This window comes from Pseudoxanthomonas sp., from assembly GCF_051953815.1.
Classification (GTDB): domain Bacteria; phylum Pseudomonadota; class Gammaproteobacteria; order Xanthomonadales; family Xanthomonadaceae; genus Pseudoxanthomonas_A.
In genome coordinates, this window is sequence record NZ_JBQCIJ010000013.1 from 77060 (window position 1) to 94238 (window position 17179).

Below are 17179 nucleotides of genomic sequence, written 5' to 3' on the forward strand. Positions count from 1 at the left end.
TCGTCATCGCAAGACCGCATTATGCCGATGCGGCCCGTTTTCCCGCACCCCGGAGTCTTCGTGAACCCCAATCCCGACAGCGACACCCAGGTCCGTTTCCTGTTGCCCAAGGCCGGTGTGCGCGGCGTGACCGTGCATCTGGACGCGTCATGGCGCGAACTGCTGGCGCACCAGGCCTATCCGCCGGTCGCCGCCCGGCTGCTGGGCGAAGCCTGCGCCGCGGCCGTGTTGTTCACCGGGCACACCAAGGTCGACGGTCGCCTGTCCATCCAGCTCCGCAGCCACGCGGCGCTGCGCACGCTGTTCGCCGAATGCACCGCGGCCGGCACCCTGCGCGGCATCGCCCAGTTGGAGGACGGCCGGGACGCCCCGCGCAACCTGCGCGAGCTGGGCGAGGATGCTCTGCTGGCCATCACCATTGAAAATCCAGGTCTGGACCCGCGCGAACCGCAGCGCTACCAGAGCCTGGTGTCGCTGGATGCCGAATCGCTGGCCGAGGCCTTCGAAGACTACTTCCGCCAGTCCGAGCAATTGCCGACCCGCCTGCTGCTGGTCAGCGACGGCCAGCGCGCCGCCGGCCTGATGCTGCAGAAGCTGCCCGGTGACGAAGGCGACGCCGACGGCTGGAACCGGGTCGGCGCCCTGTTCGACACCCTGTCCGACGAGGAACTGCTGGCCACGCCGCCCCACCTGTTGATCCACCGCCTGTTCCACGAGGAGGCGCCGGAGCGCATGGCCGAACGGCCGCTGCGCTTTGGCTGTTCCTGTTCGCGGGAGCGGGTTTCGGCGATGCTGCAATCGCTGGGAGAGGAAGAAGCCCTGGCGGCGCTGGTCAACGGGATCGCCGAGGTCCGCTGCGAGTTCTGCGGTCAGCAATACCAATTCGATGCCAATCAGATCACGGAACTTTTCCCCTTGCCGTCGGTCGGAATCGAGGCCCCTGCCAGGCTCCAGTAGCGTTGTTTCGGATGCCAGCAGGCGATGGGGACTTGTTAAAGAAACATAAACGGCATAGCATCAGTTCCCCTTCGGGAGGGGAACTCCGTATTGATGATCGGGGTCTGAAGCGAGCCATGAAACTGCGTAATTTGCGACTACCGTTAGCCGTTCTGCTCGCCCTCGGCGTGGCGACGGGCGCGGCTGCGCAAAGCAAGCAGAAGAAGTCCGAACGCGCCGCGCCGACCGCCCTCCCCATCCTGAACAACGCGAACGGCAAGGTTGAAGCCGTGCTGCTGCTCGAACCGACCGGCGAAACCGCCGCCGGCGCGCGCTGGCGCTTCGGCAGCAACACGCTCAGCGCGGCCTTCGGCCTGGAAGCCGGCGATTCGCTGGGTCTGGTCTGCAATCGCCAGAGCGGCATCGTCGGCAACATCGGCAGCCTGGCCAGCCACTGCATGCTCGCGGCGCTCGACAACGACGACGCCACCGGCGCCAGTCAGCGCATCAGCGCCGGCGCCACCCTCAACCGCCCCGGTGGCCGTCTCGGCCTGTCGGCCGGTACCGGCCGCGACACCCTGCCCGTCTGGCTGTCCGGCGGCAAGGTTTCCGGCGGCCGTGTCGAACAGAATGATCTGGCGGTTTTCGGCGAAAAGAACATCGGTCGCGAGGGCTTCGTGTCCATCGGCGGCGCGGTCGCCCGGGCCCGTCTGGTACCGGCGTCGGATCTGCCGGCCATCGCGGATCACTGGAACAGCAAGACCTTCACGGTCGGCGGTGGCTACGGTCCCTTCAGCGCCAACATCATTGGCCGCGTGATCGACGTGCCGGGCCAGCCCGGCAAGTGGGAAGGCCTGGGACTTGGTTTCACCTGGCGCACGCCGTGGAGTGGCCAGCTGACGGTCGGCGCGGAGAACGTCATCAGCCGCGGCAAGAATCCGTTCTCGCTGAGCAATGACAAAGCCGACGAAGGCACGGTGCCCTACGTGCGTTACGAGCAGGATCTCTGACGCCCACGCGTTTGGCTTCGCCGGCGCCTGCTGAAAAACCCGGGCAAAGAAAAGGCCGCGATTTTTTCCGCGGCCTTTCTGCTTTCTGGGATTTCTCCGGCCGTCACTCGAACCGGAGTTCCGCGTTGCCGGAGAAGGTTTCCAGGCTGATGTCGCCATCGCCGCTGCCATAGCGGGTCTGGAAACTCGCGCCCGGTCCGATCTTGCGCTCGATCTTCACGCCCGGCGCGCGCAGGTCGCCGCTGAAGGTTTCGCCCCGCACCTCGGCCGACAGATTGCTCGGCACGATCAGCAGCACATTGCCGCTCACCGTCTCCATGTGGAACTCCGCCTTCGGCGCCACGCCGGTGCTGGCCCGGAGATTGCCGCTGACCGTATTGGCCTTGAACTCGCGCAGGCGCTCATCCCGGACCGTGACATTGACATTGCCGGAGACGCTTTCGACGGTGACTTCACCGCTCAGGCGCCCATTGAGGGTCAGGCTGCCGCTGACGGTCTGGGCATCGACTTCCGGACTGTTCAAGGTCAGGCGGACATCGCCGCTGACCGAACTGATGTCCGCGCTTCGCGGCGCGCCGATCGCCACCACCTGGCCGCTGACCGCTTCGATCGACAGGCTGCCCGCCGCGACGCCTTCGACATCGACGTCCGCCGACACGGCCTCGATGTCCAGATCCGCGCGCAGCGGCACGATCAGTTGCAGATCGGTCGGCTCGCTCCTGTTGTCTCCCCATCCATTGCCGTTCGGATAGCGGACGGAGACATTCAGGTGTTCGCCCCCGCCGTCGATTTCCAGCTTCTCGACGCCGGCGCCGAGCGTGCCGGTGATCTTGACCTCGGGCCGGTCCCAAGTGCGGACCTGGATGCGGCCCTTGACGTTGCTGATATCCACGCGCCCGCGCGGATCCAGCCGATGGCTCTCGTTGATGGGTGTGCCGGCCAGGGCCGGGCATGCCATGACCAGCGACAGCAGCAACAGGGAAGTTCGGAACTTGTACATGGAGGGCTCCTTGGTCAACTCATCACTGCGCGCTGGGTCAACGCCAGGCGCTTGGCATAGGTCCGGCGCAACTGCTCGAGCAGGAAGCGCGTGTTGGGGGCGCGGTCGAGGGCGGCGAGAATCTCCTCGGCGCTGCGGTCAAGCTCCTGCAGCGCGCCGCCCAGTTCGGGGTGGGCCTCGGCGCCTTGAATCTGCGCGAGCGCGCCCTGGTAGTCCCGCGTCAGCTGCGCCGCTTCCTGGCGGAGCAAGGGCTCCTGCGGAGATGTCAGGTGCGTGGCCTGCCAAAGGAATCCCACCGCCAGCAGCATCGAGGCCGCCATTGCCCAGGGAACCAGCCGGCGCGGCGCCGTCCTCGTCCATGGAGCTTTGCGGGCCGTGCCGGCCTCGCCAGCCGGCGTGCCTGCGGCCGGCTGCGGCAGTTCCGCGATGCGGGCGGCGATACCGGGCCAAAGGTCCCGGGACGGTGGGGTGTCCTGGCGCAGCCCCTTGAGCTGCCAGCGCAGGCGATCGTTGTCTTCGTTCATGCTTCTACTCCCAATCTTTCACGCAGCAACTGTCGGGCGCGATGCAACTGCGCCTTGGAGCTGCCGACCGCCATGCCCAGTTCGCCGGCGATTTCTTCATGCTTCCAGCCTTCCACGTCGTACAGCACCAGCACGGCGCGCGCGCGGGGCGGCAATGTCGCCACCGCCCGTTCCAGATCCAGCGACAGCGCGGTGTTGTGGCCGGCGGAATCGGCCATACCCAGATCGTCCAGGCGGTCCTCGCCGTCATCGAACAAGGGCTGCGACCGGCGCGAACGCAATTCCATCAGGGCGGTATTGACCGCCAACCGGTGCAGCCAGGTGCTGAAGGCGCTTTCGAAGCGAAACTGCGGAAGCGCCTGCCAGGCCCGCACGAAGGCTTCCTGGGTCAGATCGTCGGCGCGGACACCCGCGCCCCCGACCAGGCGCTGGATTACGCCATGGATGCGGCCGACGTGACGGCGGTATATCGCTTCGAAGGCGTGCATGTCGCCGCCGACGGCGGCGCGGACCAGCCCGTTGTCGGTCTCGGCGGCCGCCAGGGCGGTCGTGTCGGTCATCAGGTCGGTCACGGCGGCATTCAGCATATCCCTTTGGATGTCGCGCCACCGGGAAAGGTTTAAGGGGATCCGGCCTTCAATCCGCGGATCAGCGGCTGGAGGTAGTCCTCGTAGGGCGCCCACTTGGGTCGTTCCAGGGCCACCACCCGGTCACGCACCTGCACCGCGCTGGCGGTGGCCACTCCGCGGGTGCGCTCCTGCAGCGCCAGCATGCCCGGCTCGAACGCGAAACCGCAGAACCCGGCGACCTCGCGCAGCACCGCCTCGGTATCCCGGGTCAGACGGCCATAGTCGACATCGAGGATCCGTCCCGGGCAGGCCGCGCGCCAGTGCGCCATCAGGCGTTCGTACTGGCGGTAATAGAACGCCAGTTCCTGCTGGTCATAGGAATAGGGATTGGCGTCGGAGAACAGTTCGCGCAGGTTGGAGAAACAGGTCTCGATCGGGTCCCGCACCATATGCAGGATCTTCGCCTGCGGCAGCGCCTGGCAGATGAAGCCGATGTTGAGGAAGTTGGAAGGCAGCTTGTCGGTGAAGAACCGCTCCTTGCCGAGCCGCCATTCCATCTTCTGCAGGTATCCCTGCCCGGCCGCGGCATAGTCCACCCCGGCCGCCGCCTTCCGCACCAGGGTCTCGTCGATCACGCCCCGGCAGTGGTAGTCGGTGGCCCAGCGCATCTGGCTGGTGAAGTCATACAGCTCCCCGACCCCATGGATGTCGCCATGGCCGTCCAGCAACTGCTCCAGCAAGGTGGTGCCGGAGCGATGCATGCCGACGATGAAGATTGGCACCCGCGGCGAATCACCGGCGATCGTCGCGACAGGTTGCGCGCCGGCCTCCACCGGAAGCTCAATCAAGGCATCGACGAGCCGCTGCGATTCCTCGCTCTGGTACTTCAGGGTGGAACGCTTGGCCCTGCAGGCCAGTGTCAGCGCCTCACCGGCGCCGGCCACGTCCCCGATGTCGTCCAGTTCCTTGTGCAGCGCGTACGCCAGCAGCGCCACCTCCTCGGGACGTCTGCCCGGAGCGGCCAACAGGCGCCGCAGGCGATCCACATGGTTCGCCTCCCTGCTCTGCTTGCGCAGGCGCGAGACCAGCCACCAGGCCTGCGCGATTTCCGGCGCCCGCCGAAGGCAATACTGCAGATCCTGCTCGGCAGCCTGGAACCGTCCCAGATAGGTCAGGATCTGCGAACGCGCCATCAACGTCGGCGGATAGTCCGGATCCGCGCGCTTGGCTTCATCCAGCAGGCGCAGGGCATCCTCCTGCCGGTTGAGGTAGCTCAGCTGGGCGGCGAAGGCCAGCAGGAGTGGAATCGGAATGCGGTCCAGGCTGCCCAGCCCACGCAGGCAATCCAGCAGGACCTCGGCTTCGTTGAAAGTCCGCAGGCGCTTGGCCAGTTCGGCGAGGACGGGTAGCTCGGTGGGTCGCCCCCGTGCGGCCCGGAGGGCGTACTCCCGGGCATCCCGGTAGTGGCCCTGCAATGACTCGATATAGGAGAGTTGAACCAGCGACGCCGCATGATCGGGCTGCCGGCGGAGTATCTCCAGATAAAGGGTGCGCGCTGCTTCCCAGTCGCGCTGGCCCGCATGCTGCTCGGCACGTCGCGCGAGCTCGTAAATCGATGCATTCATGCGGCCGCATCATACAAAAAATGCGGCCACCCGAAGGTGGCCGCAAAACAACACCAAAGCAGATGAGGCTCGGTCGCGTGACTCAGAAGTCGTACTGCACCATGAAGCGGACCGAACGCGGAGCCTGGAACGCCACGGGCGACAGATAGGTCTCCACCGGCAGGCCGGTGACCGCATCTTCGGCCGTTTCGTTGTAGGCAATCGGCTCCTGGGTGTCGAACACGTTGAAGATATCCATCTTGAACTGCAGACCCGGCGCAAACGCCGGCCGATACGCGATGTTGAAGTCGAACGTATAGGTCCAGGGCAGACGGCCCGCGGTACCGCGCGGCACCGGCAGGTTGTTGCAACGCATGAACGAAGCACCGTACGGATGCGGGTTGTAGGTACCATCCGGCGGCGGCTGGCTCGGTCCCTGGCCCGGGAGACGGTTGGGATCACGATCGAGCACACCGATGCAGTTGTACGGACGGCCCGACTGCGCAAGCAGATTGCCACCCACCGACCACTCATCATTGATCTGATAGTTGCCGAACAGCTTCAGGCTGTGCCGACGATCATTCGGCAGATAACCGTAGGTGTTCTCGGTCAATTCGATGTAGTCGAAGTCCTGCGTCACGTTGGTGTCGGCCTGGCCGATATCCGACTTCACGCCGCCTTCCGTATTGCCCTTGCTCTTCGCGTAGGTATAGGAGCCCTGCAGGAAGAAGCGATCCCAGTTACCGTCAACGAAGACTTCCAGAGCCGAGTAGGTACGCTTGGCCTTCGGGCTCAGGCGCGCACCCGGAATGGTGATGGTACGCAGGGTGCCATCGTCCTCGATGTCCGTGACGAGAACGGCGTCCTCGCCCGGGTTGAACATGCGGCAGTACGGGAAGCCAGGATTCGGAATCACCGGCTCCAGGCCGTTCGCCTCGGCATACTCGAGAATGGCGGTGTAGTCGCAGTTGTCGTCGATGGCGCGCTTCAGGTCACGATAGATACCGCGGGCACCCAGGGTCAGGTGTTCGGTCAATGCCGCCTGGAAGCCAACGATGTACTCGTCCTGGTACTGCGGTTCGAGGTTCTTGGAGGCAATCGTCAGCGGGTTCTTGCCACGGCCGTCTTCACCGTTGATGAAGGCCGGACCCGGCGTGCCGCGGGGCGTCAGCCCGGTCGGAACACCGGTGACGGGATCAAGTCCGGTGAAGAAGTAGTTCTGACGCGTGAAGAGCGACGCACTCGCACCGCGCAAGGCAACGCTGGGTGTCAGGGGCAGCGCGTAGCGTCCCGCATTGGCGAACAGCTTGAAGCTGGAGTCGCCATTCACGTCCCAGGAGAAGCCCAGACGCGGGCCAAACTGGTTGTCGATCTTCACATAGGACTGGCCATTTCCGTTCAGGTTCTCGAACGTATCCCAGCGCAGGCCGAGATAGGCGATGAAGTTGTCGGTGACGTTCCAGCTGTCCTGCACATAGAACGCGCGCTGCTTGACCTTGAGCTTGGCGCCCGAAGTCGTGACCTGCTCGCGGACGACGTCCACTTCGTCGCCCGTGTTGGGACGACCATCGGCGCCATTGGTCGTGGAGTAGCGCCACAAGCGGCCACCCTCGTTCGCCTGACCGGCGACGGACTCATAGTCGTCAAGGTCGTAGCCGAACTTAAGCAGGTGATCGCCCAGCTGCCATTCGGCATCCAGGCGGAACTGGTCACGCGTGTCCTTGGAATCATTGCGCTGAAGCAACGCACCCGCCGCGATGTTGCACTTGCTGTAATAGGTGCCGGTGATGTTGCGGCGATAGGCAGGGCGCACGTCCAGGATGAACGGGCAACCGCCCAGTCGCTGGTTCAGCGAGCCGTTATAACTCAGGTCCTCGCCATCCGCCGTGCGGATGTTCTGGCTGCGCGAGAACTCGCCATGGCCCGCCAGTGCCGACAGGGTGAAGTTGTCGGTGAAGTAGCCGGTGTACTTCAGGATGTAGTTCTCACCACCCTGCTCGTTGTGAAGCGTGCCGAGGAAGTCGCGACGATTCACCTGGCCGATGTCGTTCAGATAGGTGTCGACGTCCTGCTTCTGCTTGTCGGAGAAGGCGGTCAACTCCAGCAGATTGCTGTCGTTGATGTTCCAGTCCATCTTCAACAGCCAGTTCGGATTCTTGGTCGTCGTGCTGGTGTTGTTGGGTGAAAGAACGTTGCCCCAGGCCTCGGCTTCGTTGCGGCCATACTGGACCAGACCGTAGGCGAACAGCTTGTCCTTGATCAGCGCGCCGCTGGCCCATACGGCCGTCGTCGCATTCCAGCCCTTGTCCCGCGAATTGTCCTGGCGCAGGGTGCCATTGCGCAGATAGACGCTCTTCGTCTCTGCGGTAAGGCCTTCCGGCGTATAGAAGATATTGGCGCCCGCATGGAACTCGTTGGTACCGCGCTTGGTGATCTGGTTGACCACGCCACCCAGCGAACGACCAAACTCGGCACCGTAACCGCCGGTCTTGATCTGCTGCTCCTGGATTGCTTCGAACGGAACCTGCGAGAAATTCAGACTCCGGAACGAGTTGGTGATGTTGAAACCGTTGACGAAGTACTGGTTCTCGGCCACAGACGCGCCGCCGAACGAGGCCAGATTGCCGAACGCGGCATCGCCACGCACGGTACCCGGCGCCAGCAGGGCGACACTGGTGGTGTCACGCGGCACGGGAATGCGCGCAATTTGCTCCGAGGTCAGAATCGTGGTCGATTCGACGGAGGTTACGTCAATCGGATTGACGAAGCCGCTACCCACCACGGTCACCGCATCAAGCGTCGTGGCGCCGCCGCCGCCGCTGACGAAATCAGCGTTGGCCGCGACACCTACATTGACCGAGATGTTGCGAGTTCCGCCACCGCTGCTGGTGACGGTGTACTGACCCGTCGGAAGCGCGGAAAAACGATAAGTGCCGTCCGATCCCACGGTGATGGTGCGCGAAAAACCGGTGCTGGGATTGGTGATCGTGATGGTGTCGCCCGCGTTCGCGCGACCTGCGATGGCGCCGGCCGTGTTGGACTGCGCATGCACGCCGCCAACAAAGCAAGCTCCCAGCGCGAGGCTGAGCGCAGTTCGTTTGACACTCCGGGAAACGAAACCTGAACTTCTCTTGCTCATCTGCTCTCTCCGTCAAGACTTAGGAAGCGTGGACTTCCGGGCAAGTTTTCTTGTTAGCCGGAATGAAAACTCCGGTCCCATCGAGAATAACGCAATGTTTACACCAGAAACGGTAACCAGAATTATCTTTTCAGTTAATAAAGTTATTGAAATCAAAGAGTTGAAAGCGGTCACGTTATCAACACAAAACTAAATAGGAAAAAAAACGGCCGCCCGAGGGCGGCCGTCAATTTCTCCAGTCTTGACCCCTGAATCAGTAGTCGTACCGCACGCTGAAACGCAGCTGGCGGGGCGCCTGATAGTTCAGGTCGTTGAGGAAGTTCGGATTGTAGATACCGCGGCTGGTTTCCGTGCCTTCCGCGTATTCCGTGACCTGCTGGCGGTTGAACAGATTGAACACGTCGACCTGCAGGGTCAGGCGCTTGTCGGCCCAGTTCGGCGTATAGGCCACCGAGGCGTCGAAGGTCCAGATCCACGGGGTGCGGCCAAACTCGCCACGCTTGCTCAGCTCGCGGGTCACGCCGTCGGGCTTCAGGCAGTAGAAGCTCGAACCACTGTACAGCGCCAGATTGCTGGCATCGATGCCGATGCTCGGATCGTCCAGCGGGATGAAGCCCTGGCAGTTCACCGGACGACCGGACTGGATCAGCAGGTTGCCGCCGATGCGCCATTCGTCGGTGATGCGGTAAGTACCGAACATCTTGACGGTATGGCGGCGATCGTTGGGCAGGTAACCGAACGAACCATCCTCGAACAGCTTGTGGTCAAAGTCCTGGGTCAGGCCGGCGTCATCCTGCTCAAGCGTGGAATTGACATAACCTTCCACGTTGCCCTTGCTCTTGGCATAGGTGTACGAACCCTGGACATACCACTTGTCGCCACCACTGCCTTCCCAGAAGAACTCCATCGCGCTGTACTTGCGACGGTACTTCGGCAGGCCGAAGTAGCTGGCGGAGACATTGTTCACTTCCACTACACCGTCACCATCCGAGTCGAATGCCAGGCTGACGTCGCTGCCCGGATTCATGATGAAGCAGCTCGGAATGGAGTCGATATCGATGTCGGGCTTGTTGTTGTCTTCAGCCCACGACAGGAACGGCTGGTGCGAGCAGTAGTCGTCCATGCCGCTCTTCACTTCACGCATGATCGCGCGCAGACCCACGGTCCAGGAATCGTTCAGGGCGATCTGGCCACCCAGGATGAACTCGTCCTGGTACATCGGCTTCAGGTTGGTGGTGGCGATCGAGGCCGGGTTCGGCGGATCCAGGGTGCCGTTGACGTTGGTCGGTCCGATCTGCGCGCCCAGGCCGATCGGCAGACCGGTGGCCAGGTCGACGCCGGTGGAGAAGAAGTAATCTTCGATGATCACTTCGCCACCGGACGCGCGGATGTTGGTATTGGCCGCAACCGGGATGTAGTAACGACCCGCGTTGCCGAACACCTTGAAGGTCGAGTCGCCGTTCACGTCCCAGGCGAAGCCCAGGCGCGGAGCGATTTCATGATCGGACTTCACGAAGGCCACGCCGGCAGCGTTCTTGTTCTCGAACTGCTCGGAGCGCAGGCCCAGGTACGCCATGAAGTTATCGGTGACCTGCCAGCTGTCTTCCACGTAGTACGCCACATTTTCGACGTCATACGCAGCAGAGGTGGTGCGGCTGTCCCAGCGACGCGCGTAGTTCGTGTTGGGCGCAACCGTCACCCCATTGACGACGCGCGAGGTCGCGCCAGTACGGAAATGACGCCAGTAAGCGCCACCGGTATAGGTCTGGCCGGCGTGCGACGAGGTGAAGGTTTCGGTGTCGTAGCCGAAGCGCAGGCGGTGGTCGCCCAACTGCCATTCCGCATCCAGACGATAAGCCTTGCGCTCGTCTTCATCCGGACCGAAATCCGCGTCGCGGATGAAGGTCTGGTCCTGGTTCCAGCAACCGATGTAGGTCGTGGTGCCGGCGGAAACGCGGCTGTCGAACGCGCGGACGCACTCCGCTCCCGGCAGGCCTTCCGGAGTCTGGTAGTTGTCAGTGCTCTTGAGGTAACCCGCCTGTGCCGACAGGGTGAAGTTATCGGTCAGGTAGCCGGTGTACTTCAGGATGCCTACCTTGCCGCCATTCTCGAATTCCAGATCGGAATTCTTGTCCTGGTGGACGCCGACGTACTTGCCGGAGGAATAGCTGTAGGTGGTGCGCTTGGTCTTGGTCTTGTTGTAGATGCCGGTGAACTCGAGCAGATGGTCATCGGTGATGTACCAGTCCAGCTTCAGCATGCCGGTCGGGCTGTTATTGCGATCCCGATAGGACGTTTCGGTGCCGTAGACGTCGTCCTGATCGCCGCGACCTTCCACCAATGCGAAGAAGAACAACCGGTCCTTGATCAACGGACCGCTTGCGTAGGCATTGTAGTTGAGGCTCTCATACTCGTTGTCGCTGCGGTAGGCGGAATAGATGTCGCCATTCTCCAGCGCGCTCTGGCTACGGGTGACCACGTCCTTGCCCGCGTCGCGTCCCCAGCTCGGCTGATAGAACACGCCGCCGCCGTAGTGCCATTCGTTGCTGCCGCGCTTGGTGACCAGGTTGATCACGCCACCCAGCGAACGGCCGTACTCGGCGCCGTAGCCGCCGGTCTTCACCTGCTGCTGCGCGATAGCCTGGAACGGCAGGTCGGCATAGGAAATGAAGTTACGGATATTGGTGACGTCGAAGCCGTTGATGTAGTAGCCGTTCTCGGCCACCGACGAACCGCCGAAAGAAGCCAGGTTGCCGTTGCCGATGCCGCTATCGCCCTTGACGGTACCCGGGGCAAGCAGTGCCACCGCGGTGATGTTCTGCGCGACCGGCAGCGCGTTGATCTGTTCAGCCGTGAAAACGGTGGTGGATTCCACCGACGAAACGTCGATCGGATTGATCGCACCGCTGCCCGTCACCAGCACGGTATCGAGGGTCGTTGCCGAGCCCGAAGCCGCTGCCGCGAAACTCACCGGCGAACCGGTACCGACCTTGACGACGACGTCGCGGGTGACGCCATCGGAGGTCACCTTGTACGTACCCGGCGGGAGCTGACCGAACGTAAAGCGGCCCGTCGCGTCGGACGTAATCGTGCGCGTCACACCCGTCTGGCCATTCTGGATGGTAACGGTCGAGCCCGCTTTGGTATCACCAAAGATCGAACCGACCGCGCTCTGCGCCTGAACGCCGCCAACGAAACATGCGCCGAGCGCCAAACTCAGCGCTGTGCGGCGAATGCCTTTTGCAAGGTAGCTGCGACCCGTATGGGTAGTCATCTGTGCTCTCTCTCTCAAGTCAAAAAAAGATCGGACCCAGGATCCGATCGAACTGAACAGACGTGAAACTAAACGCCTGGTGACCAGAGAATAACGTAACTTTCACGGCCGGGAGCGGAACGAAAATTACGCTTGCACACGAAACTAATCAATTAAATCAATACTTTACGAAGGAAGGCCTGCCGATGGAATCCGACCCGCAGCCAAGGCGGACGGAGCCACGCCCTGCTTGACATGGCCGATTTCCCCCCGGTCGAATCGCCCTCTTCAGCCTTCGAGCTCGGTCTTCAGTCTGCCGAGCTGCGCTTCGTATCTCCGCCAGCTTTCAATATTCCGGGAGTGGACTCCCTCCCTGATCTGCGAGCTGCTGGCAGTCGCCGATGGCGCCTGATTACGCTCGACCGCCGTCATGTCGGAATGAGGGACCAGACCACAGAACGCCGCGACCCGGGCAAGCGTCTCCTCCGTTCTTCCCACCAGGTCCTCGTATTCCACGCAGAGAAACGCGTCCGGCATCTGCGCCTGCCAGTGCTCGGCCAGGCGCGTGAAGCGCTGGTAATGACGGGCCATCTCGGCCAAGTCATAGCTATAGGGGTATGCACCGCCTGAGAACAGATGCTTGAACGTGGAAAAACAACTGTCCATCGCGCCACGGCGCAGACAGATGACCTTTGCCGCTGGCAGCGCTCGGTGAATGAAACCGGCATTGACGATGTTGTTGGGAAGCTTGTCGACGAGATACTTCCCCCCTTCCGCACGCCAGGCCGTCCGCTCCAGATAGCCGTCCCCAAGGGAAGAAAAATCAATCTTGCCGGCGCGGACCATCTCGGGCTCGGGGGCCTCTCCAACGAACCTGTTCGCTTCCCACGCCAGTTGCTGCGGGAAATCATTGAGTTCCCCCGCCAGCCTGACTTCTGGATGGTTGCCGAGCATCCGTTCCAACAACGTTGTGCCGCTGCGCGGCAATCCCACCACGAACAGAGGGACATGCCCCGAAACTGGCAAGGCATCGGAGCGCTGCCTTGATTGCTCGAAGAACGCACTGCCGCAAACATCAAGCAAACCTTGATAACCCTGCTGGTACGCCGTTTCAACATAGCGGATGCCAGCGCGCTTCAGCGAGGCCCCCTTCTCCAGCGCGCGCCACGCTTCGTCCGTGTCTCCGGCGTCATCCAGTTCCTTGAACAAGGCATATTGCAGGTAGACGGCATCTTCCGACGTGTGTTGAGTATGTGCGATTGCCTTGCGGATTCTCGCGACGCGTGCCCCCGGAGGATTGCTCCTCTGATGGTGTGCAAGCGCCCAATGCGCTTCGGCATGCAGTGGATCCAGCGCAAGGCATCGCTCATAGGCAGCCGCGGCTTCATCCATCCGGCCCAGGTGCCGCAGCGCGTTCGCGCGGGCGTACAGCAGCACGGCAGGTGCATTTTCAATTCGGGATAGCGCGAAGTCGGCCAGCTCCAGCGCCTCCGCGTGCGCCTCGGTCAATCCGAGGTACTGCACCAGCCCCATGCTGTAACGCAGGATGACGGGGTCGGACCAGTCCGCCGATGAAATGAGATCCCGGGCTTCCTTGTACTCCCCCAGCACGAGCAGGCGCATGCTGAGTTCGGTGATGAACTGCTGGTTTCCACTTCGTTTCCAGGCCTGCACCGCGGAACGCGTTGCGCGTACGGATTCCCTGAAGTCGCCCTGGCTTTGTGCCAGTGCGGACAAGGCCAGCCAAGCGCGTGGTTGTGCGGGGTCGAGTGCGAGAATCTGCTGGTAGATGGCGCGCGCATCATCGAAGCGACGCTCCATCATGGCCTGGCGCCCGCGCTGGACATGGGCCGAGATATCCTGATTCTGCACGCTGGGCTCCCTGGACAAAGCCGAAGAATAGAGCAAAACAAGACGGCCGCCCAAGGGCGGCCGTCTCGTTGAACCAGACTTCCGTGTTGCTTAGAAGTCGTACTGCACCATGAAGCGGACCGAACGCGGGGTCTGCCAGGACAGCGGGGTCAGGTAGGTGTTGCGTGCACCCGCCGGGCTACCCAGATCGTCTTCACCTTCTTCGTCCACCGACGTCGCCTTGTCGGAGTTGAACACGTTGAAGACGTCAACCTTGAACGCCAGCTTCCCGTCCGCGAACGCGGGGCGGTAGGCGACATTCAGATCGAACGTGGTGGTCCAGGGCGTGCGACCCACGGTACCGCGCTCGACGATGGTGGTGCCGTTGTCACGTCCACTGGTCGGCTCGCCGGCGTCGCAGGAGAAGTAGGCCACACGGTAGTTCACCGGGTCGTTGCCGTAGATGCCGAAGCAGTTCTCCGGACGGCCGGACTGGACCAGCAGGTTGCCACCCACGGACCACTCGTCGGTGATTTCCCAGTTGCCGAACAGCTTCAGGGTATGACGGCGGTCATTCGGCAGGTAGCCGAACGAACCCAGCATCAGCTGCGGGTAGTCGAAGTCCTGGGTGGTGCCGGTGTCGGCCTGGCCGATATCCGACTTCACGCCGCCTTCGCTGTTGCCCTTGCTCTTGGCATAGGTATAGGAACCCTGCAGGAAGAAGCGATCCCACGCGCCTTCCCAGAAGAATTCCAGCGCGCTGTAGGAACGCTTGGCCTTCGGACCGAGCTGGTCAGCGGCGATGCGGACATTCTCGATGGTGCCGTTGCCGTCGACGTCGATGTTCCAGACGCCATCACTGCCCGGGTTGTACAGGCGGCAGTACGGGAACGACGCGTTGCCCGGATGCACATCACCCTCGTCGTAGCCATTGGCCACAGCCCACTCCACGATCGGGCTGTAGTCGCAGGTATCGTCGATCGCGCGCTTCAGCTCACGGTACACACCACGCACACCGGCCGACAGGTGATCCGTCAGCTGCGCCTGGAAGCCCAGGATGAACTCATCCTGATACATCGGCTTCAGGTTGGTGGACGCGATGCTCTGCGGATCCTTCGCGGCACCGGTCTCGCCGTTGGCATAGAACGGTTCCGGATACTGTCCGCCCGGCGCCATACCCAGCGGCATACCGGTTTCCGGGTCGATGCCCGTGTAGGTGAAGTCCTGGAACTCGTAGATCGAGGCGCTGGCGCCACGCACGGCGACATTGGCGGTCAGCGGCAGTGCGAAACGGCCCGCATTACCGAAGATCTTGAACGAGGAATCACCGTTCACGTCCCACGAGAAGCCCAGGCGCGGAGCGAACTGGTTGTCGATCTTGACGTAGGTCTGGCCCAGGCCGTTCTTGTTCTCGAAGCTGTCCCAGCGAACGCCGCCGTAGACCAGGAAGTTGTCCGTGATGTTCCAGGTGTCTTCCAGGTAGAACGCTTCCTGATCGACCTTGACCGTCGAACCCTGACGGATGTTGAAACGGCGAACGAACTGGTTGGTACCGCTCAGGTTGGAGTTGTACTGGTACTGGTAGTTGCCCGAGTAGGCGCCGCCATCGACGGTTTCGAAGTTGTCGACGTCGTAGCCGAAGCGGAGCATGTGGTCGCCCAGAATCCACTCGGCGTCCAGACGGAACTGATCACGCGTGTCCTTGGCATCGGCGCGGGTCAGGGTGCCCTGCATGAAGCACGCCGGCGGCGGCGTGTTGCCGTTGTTGGCGCGCCAGTTGCGGCTGCTGGTGATGACGGGGCAACCGCCCACGACTTCATTGAGGTTGCCGTTGTAGCGGATGACCGTACCGTCGGCTTCACGAGCGTAGTTGGTGCGGGTGAACTCGCCGTGGCCGGCCAGGGCCGACAGGGTGAAGTTCTCGGTCAGGTAGCCCGTGTACTTCAGGGAGTAGTTGTCGCCACCCTCTTCGCTGTACACCGTGCCCATGTAGTTGCCGCGACCCGGCTTGGTGGTCGGGGAGGCGGCATCACCGAAGTTGGTGCGGTAGTAGCTGCGTTCGTTCTTGCGCTTGTCGGAGAACGCCGTCAGCGCCAGCAGATGGTCGTCGGTGATGTTCCAGTCCAGCTTCACCAACCAGGTGGGCGACTTCTGTTCGGTCCGGGTGTTGTTCAGGGAGCGGAAGCTCAGGCCGTTCTCGGTGCCCGGATAGGCATTGGTCTCGTTGCGGCCATACTGCAGCAACGCATACGCGAACAGCTTGTCCTTCACCAGCGCGCCGCTGGCCCAAACCGACGCGGTGGCTTCCCAACCCTTGTCCTTGGAATTGTCGGCAATCAGCTGGCCGTTGTTCCAGTAGTAGTTCGGGGTGGTCTCACGCAGGGATTCCGGTTCCCAGAACACGTTGCCGCCAGCGTGGAACTCGTTCGAACCGCGCTTGGTGATCAGGTTGATCACGCCGCCGGTGGAACGACCGAATTCCGCACCGTAGCCACCGGTCTTGATCTGCTGCTCGGCGATCGCTTCGAACGGAATCTGCGCGAAGTTCAGATTCTTGAAGGTGTTGGTGATGTTGAAGCCGTTGACGTAGTACTGGTTCTCCGAGACCGACGAACCACCGAACGAGGCCAGGTTGCCGAACGCGGCATCGCCCTTGATGGTGCCGGGCGCCAGCAGCGCGACGCCGGTGATGTTGCGCGGCACCGGGATCTTGGCGATCTGCTCGGAGGTCAGGACCGTGGTGGATTCCACGGAGGAGACGTCGATCGGGTTGATGGCGTTGGTGCCAACCACCTGCACGGCATCCAGGGTGGTCGCGCCGCCCGAAGCCTGCGCCGCGCGGGCGAAGTCGACATTCGCGGCGGTACCGACCGTGACGGTGATGTCGCGGCTGGACGAGGTGCCATCGGCGGCCTTGCGGGTGATCGTGTACTTACCGGTCGGCAGGGCGGAGAAACGGTAGCTGCCGTCGCCGCTGACGTTGATGGTGCGGGTGAAGCCGGTGTCCGGGCTGACGATGGTGATGGTGTCGCCGTCGATCGCGCGACCGGTGATGGCACCGGCCGAGTTCGACTGCGCCTGTACCCCACCCACGAAGCAGGCGCCCAAGGCCAGGCTCAGGGCCGTGCGCTTGATGCCTTTCGACAAGTAACTGGAACCCATTTGTCTCTCTCTCTTGAGTTTGTAAACGGCCGGTGCCAAAAGGCCCGGAATCCGAAGTGACAGGCCTCACATGCCTGTGAACCGAAGAGTAACGTAAATTTTCTCATTAAGAAAGAGTTATGCGCCCTTGT

The 17179-nt window shown here is 62.7% G+C and carries 10 protein-coding genes; 2 read left to right on the plus strand and 8 right to left on the minus strand.

Annotated elements, in window-relative coordinates:
* The first annotated feature begins 60 nt into the window (after nucleotides 1-60).
* Nucleotides 61-957: an Hsp33 family molecular chaperone HslO gene (gene hslO, locus ACTHN1_RS03220; protein WP_440469528.1), complete on the plus strand. Its 897-nt coding sequence runs from the start codon at nucleotides 61-63 to the stop codon at nucleotides 955-957.
* 152 nt (nucleotides 958-1109) lie between these two features.
* Nucleotides 1110-1946, plus strand: a complete 837-nt coding sequence (locus tag ACTHN1_RS03225) for an XOO1806 family protein (protein ID WP_440469570.1) — start codon at nucleotides 1110-1112, stop codon at nucleotides 1944-1946.
* Between the two features lie 103 nt (nucleotides 1947-2049).
* Here the strand turns inward: ACTHN1_RS03225 and ACTHN1_RS03230 are convergent, their stop codons facing one another.
* From ACTHN1_RS03230 to ACTHN1_RS03265, 8 genes are all read right to left on the minus strand, one after another.
* Nucleotides 2050-2946, minus strand: a complete 897-nt coding sequence (locus tag ACTHN1_RS03230; RefSeq protein WP_440469529.1) for a DUF4097 family beta strand repeat-containing protein — start codon at nucleotides 2944-2946, stop codon at nucleotides 2050-2052.
* A 14-nt stretch (nucleotides 2947-2960) separates the two neighbouring features.
* Nucleotides 2961-3470: an anti-sigma factor gene (locus tag ACTHN1_RS03235; protein WP_440469530.1), complete on the minus strand. Its 510-nt coding sequence runs from the start codon at nucleotides 3468-3470 to the stop codon at nucleotides 2961-2963.
* A complete protein-coding gene (locus ACTHN1_RS03240; RefSeq protein ID WP_440469571.1) occupies nucleotides 3467-4030 on the minus strand; it encodes an RNA polymerase sigma factor in 564 nt (187 codons plus the stop codon). The genes ACTHN1_RS03235 and ACTHN1_RS03240 overlap by 4 nt, the downstream gene beginning before the upstream one ends.
* A 59-nt stretch (nucleotides 4031-4089) precedes the next feature.
* Nucleotides 4090-5664, minus strand: coding sequence for a tetratricopeptide repeat-containing sulfotransferase family protein (locus ACTHN1_RS03245; RefSeq protein ID WP_440469531.1), 1575 nt, complete (start codon nucleotides 5662-5664; stop codon nucleotides 4090-4092).
* An 82-nt stretch (nucleotides 5665-5746) separates the two neighbouring features.
* Nucleotides 5747-8782, minus strand: a complete 3036-nt coding sequence (locus ACTHN1_RS03250; protein ID WP_440469532.1) for a TonB-dependent receptor — start codon at nucleotides 8780-8782, stop codon at nucleotides 5747-5749.
* 253 nt (nucleotides 8783-9035) lie between these two features.
* Nucleotides 9036-12056, minus strand: a complete 3021-nt coding sequence (locus tag ACTHN1_RS03255; protein WP_440469533.1) for a TonB-dependent receptor — start codon at nucleotides 12054-12056, stop codon at nucleotides 9036-9038.
* 267 nt (nucleotides 12057-12323) lie between these two features.
* Nucleotides 12324-13907, minus strand: coding sequence for a tetratricopeptide repeat-containing sulfotransferase family protein (locus ACTHN1_RS03260; RefSeq protein ID WP_440469534.1), 1584 nt, complete (start codon nucleotides 13905-13907; stop codon nucleotides 12324-12326).
* A 90-nt stretch (nucleotides 13908-13997) separates the two neighbouring features.
* Nucleotides 13998-17048 (minus strand): TonB-dependent receptor, encoded by a 3051-nt coding sequence (locus tag ACTHN1_RS03265; RefSeq protein WP_440469535.1) that lies wholly within the window; start codon nucleotides 17046-17048, stop codon nucleotides 13998-14000.
* Between the last annotated feature and the right edge of the window lie 131 nt (nucleotides 17049-17179).